At 32.6% G+C, this 9,087-nt stretch carries 5 protein-coding genes; 4 read left to right on the top strand and 1 reads right to left on the bottom strand.

Annotated features, from left to right (window positions below; all coding sequences use genetic code 11):
• Positions 1-403 precede the first annotated feature (403 nt).
• The 4 genes from FFR48_RS21890 (at position 404) to FFR48_RS21875 (ending at position 7,755) form a co-directional block, all read left to right on the top strand.
• On the top strand, positions 404-1,552 hold the full coding sequence (locus tag FFR48_RS21890) for a vWA domain-containing protein (protein WP_137668836.1): 1,149 nt from the start codon (positions 404-406) through the stop codon (positions 1,550-1,552).
• 17 nt (positions 1,553-1,569) lie between these two features.
• Positions 1,570-4,830 (top strand): tubulin-like doman-containing protein, encoded by a 3,261-nt coding sequence (locus FFR48_RS21885; RefSeq protein WP_137668835.1) that lies wholly within the window; start codon positions 1,570-1,572, stop codon positions 4,828-4,830.
• A gap of 176 nt (positions 4,831-5,006) precedes the next feature.
• Positions 5,007-6,932: a hypothetical protein gene (locus FFR48_RS21880; protein ID WP_236104140.1), complete on the top strand. Its 1,926-nt coding sequence runs from the start codon at positions 5,007-5,009 to the stop codon at positions 6,930-6,932.
• Between the two features lie 61 nt (positions 6,933-6,993).
• Positions 6,994-7,755, top strand: a complete 762-nt coding sequence (locus tag FFR48_RS21875; RefSeq protein ID WP_137668833.1) for a flagellar motor protein — start codon at positions 6,994-6,996, stop codon at positions 7,753-7,755.
• 86 nt (positions 7,756-7,841) lie between these two features.
• Here FFR48_RS21875 and FFR48_RS21870 read toward each other — a convergent pair whose 3' ends face one another.
• Entirely contained in the window at positions 7,842-8,687 is an 846-nt protein-coding gene (locus tag FFR48_RS21870) for a Uma2 family endonuclease (protein WP_137668832.1), read from the bottom strand.
• Between the last annotated feature and the right edge of the window lie 400 nt (positions 8,688-9,087).

Below are 9,087 nucleotides of genomic sequence, written 5' to 3'. Positions count from 1 at the left end.
TTGGGGACCACCAATATACTTTAAAGTTTGGTTATAATTCTCATTAATAGTCAACCGCACTTCTGAGATTTGCCCAAAACTGCGAATGTAATCATTTGTCTGGGACTTTGCATGGTATTCAGATACTTAATATAGGCAAAAATTCATGATATTTTTGTGCTACAGGTGTTAATATTTGATTATATCTGATTATATTTTTGTTATTTAAACCTAATACTAGAAAGAGTGCATATAATATTAAATTTTTGCATTTGCGAATTTATATGTATATAAATGTATTTATATTAAAAACAGTAAAAATACTATGATAAGACTTATCTTTTAAACTAGACTTACTATTTATTTGTAGTGTAATTTGTGATATAAAATTTATACATATACTATTTAATGAGTTATAGGGTTTGTGACTTTGACAAAAATTGCCCCTGGACAACCACTGACAGGCACACAAAAGGATGGTTTGCGGTTAGTGTCCCTCTTAGGAGGGGGTAAACGTGATGTTGTGTTGGCCATTGATGTAACGGAAAGTGTGGGTTTAAATGACCAAGGACGTATTCGGTTACGTCAAATAGTTGAAGACAGTCTCAAACCGGGAGATTCTGTTTATGTTGTTCCTTTTGCTCAAAATGTGGTTTCTGATGATGTGATTTCTCTAGAAAATCCATTGGGAACACCGATATATTTTAATCATAAAAATATAGAAAATATTAATAAAATTTTAGCGAAAATTCCGTTAAATTATGATCCAAATCGTTATGGTACAGATATTCAAAGGGCAGAGTTAACAGTATATCAAGGTATAGCACAGATTAATCAAAATCGGCTGACGAAAAATCAACCAATTAAACCCCAGTCGGTTGTTTGGGTTACTGATGCACCGTTATTTACAAAGCCAGGAATTACGTCAGAAGTTTGGATAGAAACCCCTCGTGATAGTCCGTTTAGAATTGCTACATCCCCGGAAAGTCAAGAAAGAAAAAATTGGTTGAATACTTTGCCTTTAAAAGAGCGATCGCTTATCATTAAAAATCAAGATAATAAAGATTATACACTATCTGTAATAGACCTAAATCCTACGGTTCAAGAATTTTGTACACCAGCACCAGGAGGTCAAGAAACTTGTTTAGTTAATCCTTATTTGCTGAAACAGTTATGGCTACCCAGTTTCATTTTATTATTAATATTGGCTGCTGCCTGTTGCAGTATCTTCAAATTTGCCAAATTACAAAAAAAATGGGATGTGCGAGTCAAGTTTGAATCGAATGGAGAACATGAAGAACAAATATGTAGATTACCAAATAATAAAAAAATTGCAATTGGTGAATATGATCCTACCTGTGTAGATTCTATAGACTGTCCCAGTGGAGAATTACAAGCTTATTTAGAACGTAAAGGAGAAAAACTTTATCTAGTTCCTACATCAGATTCTAAGATTGAACTCAACAACAAAAAAGTAAAATCAAGAACTCTGATCACAAATTCTAACTTTACCTTAAATTGTCCAGATAAACGCCAGCGCGAACACGAAATAACCATCAAAATCAAAAAATAGTATTCAGGGTAAAAACTATGAATCAAGCAACAACAAACGAAACTCAATATAGAGGAATTAACCGTACAATTTGTATCGGTTTGGGTGGTACTGGTAGAGATGTTTTAATGCGAATTAGACGGTTAATTGTTGACCGTTATGGAGATTTAAATAATTTACCAATTGTCAGTTTTGTTCACATTGACACAGATAAAGCATCAACCCAAGTTACAGGTATTAGAACAGGAAGTAGCTATCATGGTGTGGATTTAAGTTTTAAAGAAGCTGAAAAAGTCAGTGCTACCATGTCATCGAAAGATGTCACCATGTTTGTGGACGGACTAGAACGACGTTCAGAATATAATAGTTACGGACCTTATGATCATATTGGGATCTGGTTTCCTCCTCAGTTATTGCGGAATATTAAAGCAGTGGAAGAGGGAGCAAAAGGTATTAGACCTGTAGGAAGATTAGCATTTTTTCACAACTATCAAAAGGTGAAAACAGCAATTGAAACAGCAGAAAGACGCACCAGAGGACACGAATCTTTATTACTAAAATCAGGTTTTAAAATAGAACCGGGATTAAGTATTTTTGTTGTTGGTTCTCTTTGTGGTGGTACGGGAAGCGGAATGTTTTTGGATGTTGCTTATAGTTTAAGAAATCTTTATGGGGATCAAGGCGCTCGCATTTTTGGCTATTTAGTAATTAGTCCAGAATTGTATGGTAATACTCCTAACATGAATGCTAATACTTATGCTGCATTAAAAGAATTAAACCATTACAGTAATCCTGGTACAGAATTTGCAGCTTGTTATGATATTGAGAATCTGTCCATTATTAAAGAAAAACGTCCACCTTTTGATTATGCTTATTTGCTATCTAATCAGACTGGTGGAGAATATGAAATACTCACCCAAGGTAAACTATGTAATGTGATTGCCCATAAAATAGCCTTAGAACTTTCTGGTGAACTTGGTTCAGTAGTTAAAGGAAATCGAGATAATTTTTTACAACACATAATTCAACCAGATAAACACCCCCGTCCTAATAGCCAAAGATACTTAACATTTGGACTTTCCGCCATTTATTTTCCCCGTGATACGATCATTCAAATAGCCTTAACTAAAGTCAGTTCAGAATTAGTTAGATTTTGGTTAAATGGTAAAGGTCAAAGTCCTGATCCTGTCAACTTACTTGAACAATTTTTGATTCAAAATCACTGGCAAAGTGATCTAGCAAAACGTGATGGATTAATTAATAAATTATCCGAGTCTGTAGAAGAATCTAGCAAGACTTTTACTAATAGTTTGAAAACTTGGCAAACTAAATTATTAAAGTTAATCTCTGAATGTAAAAATAAAGATGATCGGACAAATGTTAGGCAACAGTTAGCCACAGAATTTACTAAACAATTCCGTACTGTACAACCAGGAGAAACGGAAAGTATTCGCGGTTATTGGTTAACAAAATTAATTCAATCTGCCCCTAAAATTGCCAAAGAACTTAATACCAATATTGATGATTATTTGATTCAGCTACTTACACCCATAGAAGCTAAATTTTCTATTAGAAATACCCGTAATTGGTTAGAAGCACTGCAACATGAACTGCATAAATATCAACGAGATTTGCAAGAATCCATAACTGATTGTGGGGGAATGAAACGCATAGAAGATGTAGAAAGAAAATGGGATAATACTGACCAAATAATTGAAGAACTGGAAAATAAATTTATGCTGATTGGCAATTTAAAAAATAGCCAATTTCAAGATGAATCTAAAAAAGCTATTCAGGAAGTTTGTAAACTGATCAGGCATAATTTTGATTTAACAGTTTTACAAGAGACACTGAAAATAGTTAATCATTTACAAAAGCACATTCAAGAAAGAGAAAAACAAGTTGCGGCTTTTAGCAGTTTGATAGAAGACTTACAAAGTGCTTATGAAAAAGAGGAACGAGAATTAAAACAATTGAATTTTGATGAAATGAGTGGGGAGGCTATTTTTGATAGTGAAGATATAGAACTTTGCTATCAAACAATGTTACCGGAAAATGATCTGCGTTCTCAATTAGTATTAGCAAGTTCAGCGATTACCGAAGCAACTGGTAAAGATCCATCCTTGGCATTTTTACTCAATCGAGAAAGAGTTACATACTCTCAAATAAAACAGGAAATTGATCCCAAAGTTGTGAAAATATTTGCTTTTCGTGGTAGCAATATTGTTAATTCTGTGATTAAACGCTTCATGAAAAAATATTCTTCCTCCGCAGGTGCTACTCGGTTAACACAAATTATGCAGGAAGCTCAACCTTTACTGCGGTTAAATTTGAATGATCCTTATTTTCGAGATGATCCTGCTAAAAGTAGTAAATTAATAGGATATAAAGATACAGACGAATCAGATGTGACAGAATTTAAAAAACTGCTAACACAAGATTTAGGAATTTCCTCAAGTGTTTTAAAAGCAATACAAGCAGATGATGAAATTTTAATTGTCAATGAGTATGCAGGTTTTCCATTGAGATTAATTAGTAGTCTAGAAAGAATGCGAAACCCATATATCAGAGAACAAAATTCTGGTACATCTTTTTTACACAATGATGCTCGCACTTCTTTTTCTGATATCATTCCCCCTGATGCAAGAATAATTGAACAACTGGAGGATATTTTTTATCCCTGTTTAGCTTTGGAATTGTTAAACGAAAATCAGGAAAATCAGGAGGTAGAATTTCAACATTATGACTCTTTCCGAGATAGTTATTACACTGCTGCGGTGAGTGCAAATTGGATGCAAGCTTTAGAAGATTTAGCTAATAACCGCAATATGGCGAATACTTTACAAAAGATATTAGATGATGTAATTTCTGATATGCAAAATAATCCCACATTATGGGATAATGAATATCTACCTAAACTCAGGCAATTTCCAGATAAACTGAAAAAAATACCGGAAGATAGTCCTAATTTTCCCTATATCCAAAAAGTCTATGTTTCACCAGATAATATGCAACCTACAATTAAAGAGGGGGTAATAAATCGTTTTTGGAAGAAGATGGAAGCAATGTTTAAAAATAGAAATCAAAATTCACTTCCACCTAGAGATAAAATCGAAAATCAAAAAGCTCTTGTTGGGGAAATAGTAGCTAGTTCTCCTCTGGATAATTCTGATACTCAAAATCAAGATAAATTACGCTCAGAATTAGCGCGTTTAAAAGAGTTATTTGATAATAACTTGATTCCTCAAGAATATTATGAGATACAAATGCAAAAAATTCTTGACAAATATCTAACCTAAAACATCTTGTTATGGGTAGTTCACATCTACCCACTTTTAACCATCTTTCCGCACTACCAAAGGTATTTTTTATGATTCCACCCCTACCACCTTATTTAATTTTTATCACTGTTGTTCTTGTGATTCTTCCATCTCTGGTAACTATTTTTCTTAGGATATCTCTTTACAAATATTTAATGGATTTGAGTAATAAAATTCAAAGATTGATTAAAAAACAAGCACCTGGGAAACGGTTAAAAATTATTGAAACATTAGAGGAGAGATTTAAACAAGCATCTCAACAATTAGAACAGGTAAATACAACAGCATTAATTGATCAAGTTTATAGTCAAGAAAAAATCAAGGGTTTCACCTGTGAACAAATAGATTATTTATGTCGCATCTTACCCAATTTATTGTTAGCATTTGGGTTACTTGGTACTTTTTTAGGTATTACTATTAATTTATCTACTCTCAGTCAAGCAATTAATCAAACTAATGCTAGTGATGTCAGTAATTTAGTTGCTGAATTAAAGAAACCATTAGAAGGAATGAGTATTGCTTTTACTACCAGTCTAACGGGATTATTATTTAGTGCTTTGTTAACGGTAGTCAATTTCATTTTTAATAGTGGACTTGCTAAATATCGTCTGCTTAGTTCTTTGGAAGACTATCTAGATAATATTTATTTTCCACAAGTGCAAGGTGATACTCGTCTTGATAGAATAGTTAATAGAATGGTAGATCAGCAGGATGAATTTTTAACAAATTTTGGTCGAGTAGTGCGCGAAGCGGTAGAAAAATCTATGGGTAAGGTAGCACAACAAATTGCTGATGGAAATAAACAAACTATGGATTTAGCTAGACGAGTTTATGAAAAATTTGATGCTGCTGCTGGAACTATTTCTGGTGCTGCGGATGAGTTTAAATATTCAATAAATAATTTGCAAGATTCGATGACGGAAATGCAACAAACATCCCAAGTTTTTAAAGATGCGGCTGAAAATTTTAATAAAAGTGATTTTCCTTTAAAGTTATCAAATGCTACAGAGCATTTAAGTAATACACAACAAAAATTTTCTGAATCTGCTGCAAGTTTGGCTGAAACAACTGATTTGATTATAAATTTGTTGGCACAAATGGAGAGTTTAAGTAATAATTTAATCAATTTAGGGGAGGATATTAAAGTTGTTAATCAAACTTCTGTTCAATTATTAGGGTTACATCAAAATAATCAAATTCAGTTAAGTGAAATTATTCCTCAACTCCAACAAGGTGCTAATAGTTTATCTGAAGCTATGATTAAACTTGAGCAAGTAGAAATAAAAGTTAGTGATAAAGCTGATAGTTTAAGTCATGTAGATGTTTCACTAAATCAATTATTGGAATTTGTGAAATATAATGCAGAACTTGTTAAACATAATACGGAACAAATGAATTTAGCATTTGATAATTTAGGCGATCACTTTATTTCTAACTTATCTCAAGAACAAATCGCCCTGAATCAATTATTAGAGTCTGTCAAATATAATACAGAACAGATGAATTTAGGATTTGATAATTTAGGCGATCGCTTTATTTCTAACTTGTCTCAAGAACAAATTGCCCTGAATCAATTATTAGAGTCTGTCAAATACAATACAGAACAAATGAATTTAGGATTTGATAATTTAGGCGATCGCTTTATTTCTAACTTGTCTCAAGAACAAATCGCCCTGAATCAATTATTAGAGTCTGTCAAATATAATACAGAACAGATGAATTTAGCATTTGATAATTTAGGCGATCGCTTTATTTCTCATCTTTCCCAAAACCTTGATCATAATCAACAGCAATTTCAGACTTTAATCAACAATCTTGAAGGATCTACTAATCAATTTAGCATGAAGATGGAGACTATTAAAGTAGATTTGATCAACCTATTAGAAAATAACAACACTCAATTAACTTCAGAATATCAAAAAGTAAATAATAATATCCTTCAGGGTATCAACAAGCAAACAAATATAAATGAACAAGGTTTAGAGATAATCATTAAAAATATTCAAGAATGTAATAAAAGTTTACAGGATACTAAAGTTTCTATCAACCAACTCAGACAGGTAATAAATAAAGACACCTGAATCATGAATTTAAACCAAATAAGTTTATCAATATTGTTTTGTAATGTAAAAGCATGAAATTATGGCACGTCGTTCACGCTACACTGAATACAATGAAGAGTTAAACGTTTGGCAAGCATTTACTGATTTAATGTCCAATGCGTTTATGATCTTAGTGTTATTTTTATTTCTCACTATTATCATATCACAAATAACTAATGTTCAAAATAAACCTGATAAAAATTCAGTCAATTTACCTTTGAAAGTTAAAGATTTAGAAAGAGAAGTAGAGGAATTAAAACGAGAGTTAGATAATCAAAAACGCCTCACAGATGCACCACCAATCATAGTTATCAAAGATCAAGGTGATTATAGATTTGCGTTAGGTAGTGCAGAAATACCTCCTCAAATGTTAAGCTATATTTTCAGAGAAATAGTACCAACAATAGAAAGTACCAGCAACAAATATGGTATTAACGTTGTGGAAATAATTGGACATACAGATGCTACACCTAATGGTAAAGCAAATAGTAATTTAGATGTAAATTTAGAAAAAGTAGTTAGTGGCACATTTCCAGTTACAAAACTTCAATCAGGTTCTAATGCTGATTTAGGTTTAATGCGTGCGTTATCAGTTGTGAAAATATTGCGTGATATTCAAAACAAACAAGTTAGATTAAAAGGTTTATCATTTCGTGCTTATTCTGCTGCACAATTAATATTACCAAATGGACAATTAGCAGAAATTGCACCTATGAAAAATAAACAAGATGATCAAACAAGAAGAAGAATAGAAATTCGTTTTACTCGTTTAGGAGAAGAAAAGGAAGTAGGAAAAAAATAATATATCAGATGTTAAAGATCCCGGACTTCTTAATTTCATATTTTCTAAAAAATTATAATTAATCGCAGAAGTCGGGGATCTGAATTTTAATCTATCTCAGGTTCAACACCTAAAGCACGCAGTTGGGCAATTAATTTTTCTTTTTTCTGTCTTTCCTGTTCTGCACGTTGTTTTTCCTGTTCTGCAAGTTGTCTTTCTTGGTTTGCACGCTGTCTTTCTTGGTTTGCACGCTGTCTTTCTTGTTCTGCTTTTTCTCTTTCCTGTTCTGCGGGAGTTAACACCCAATTACCATTTTGATCATACCATCGTAACCAGGGCATTTGTACATTTTTATAACTCCCTTGCCAAATTCCTAAACCTAATTCTAACCCAGGAATCCAAAAACGAGAATTAGCATCTGAAGGTGTAGAACGCAAAGTTTCAATATAGCGATCGCCCCTTAATTCAAACATCCTAAATTCTGATTGATAACGATCAAATATCGCATAATAAGGTATTCTTAAAATCTTTTCATAAACTTCCCATTTACCAGGTGGTTTTTCCACATCTCGCAACATTTGACCTAAATCTTCTTTTTCTGTTCCTGGTGATAACAACTCTACCACAATATAAGGATTAACAGATTCTTGCCATACTACATAACTTAAGCGCAAATCTTTTTTTTCATACAAATAAGGAACACCCACAACCGCAAACCAATCTGGGCGTTTATACCACAATGGATGACGAGAATCAAAATACAGATTTATGTCACTTCCTGTAAAAAGTTCCTCTTGTTTATAATGAGGAGGAAGAAATGTATCTGCTAATAATTGTGGTTGCAATAAATGAAATTGATCCGGCAAACCTTTCTCCTCTGGATCTTCGCTAGGCAGATCATACATTGTGGGTAATGTTTCTTTGGCCGCTAAGGGCGGATCTGTTTGATACATTTTTGAATATCCTGAATATCAAACTTTTATATTTTAATTATACTCTGTATTTGATGTTTTTACTATTTGGTGTAGTTTTATTTTATAAAATCTAAATATTCACAGACAATTTATCAATAACCATCCTGTAAATCCTCAAATCCTGGACATCCTGATATGGCTACGCCACGCTTCGCTATCAGACAAAATAATTACGAATTATCCTGTAAATCCTTAAATCCCGGATATCCTGATTCAGACATTCTCTGATATTTGCGTTTTTAACCAACTCCGAAAATTCCTAATCATTGCCATTTCACCTATTTCTAAGCTAGAAGCTAAAAACTGAGGCACTTCTGTATTTAAAGATAAATTAGCAAAGGTTGGTGAACTATTACCAGGAATATATTTACCATCAGCT

The organism is Sphaerospermopsis reniformis, assembly GCF_005402885.1.
GTDB lineage: Bacteria > Cyanobacteriota > Cyanobacteriia > Cyanobacteriales > Nostocaceae > Sphaerospermopsis > Sphaerospermopsis kisseleviana.
Note: the sequence above shows the minus strand (reverse complement) of the source record. Positions and strands in the feature narration are given on the sequence as shown.

What these genes read in the sequence shown, in the direction of transcription:
- FFR48_RS21885 (WP_137668835.1), top strand. Translation starts at nt 1,570, where the DNA reads ATGAATCAAGCAACAACAAACGAAACTCAATATAGAGGAATTAACCGT.
- FFR48_RS21880 (WP_236104140.1), top strand. Translation starts at nt 5,007, where the DNA reads ATGGATTTGAGTAATAAAATTCAAAGATTGATTAAAAAACAAGCACCT.
- FFR48_RS21875 (WP_137668833.1), top strand. Translation starts at nt 6,994, where the DNA reads ATGGCACGTCGTTCACGCTACACTGAATACAATGAAGAGTTAAACGTT.
- FFR48_RS21870 (WP_137668832.1), bottom strand. Translation starts at nt 8,687, where the DNA reads ATGTATCAAACAGATCCGCCCTTAGCGGCCAAAGAAACATTACCCACA.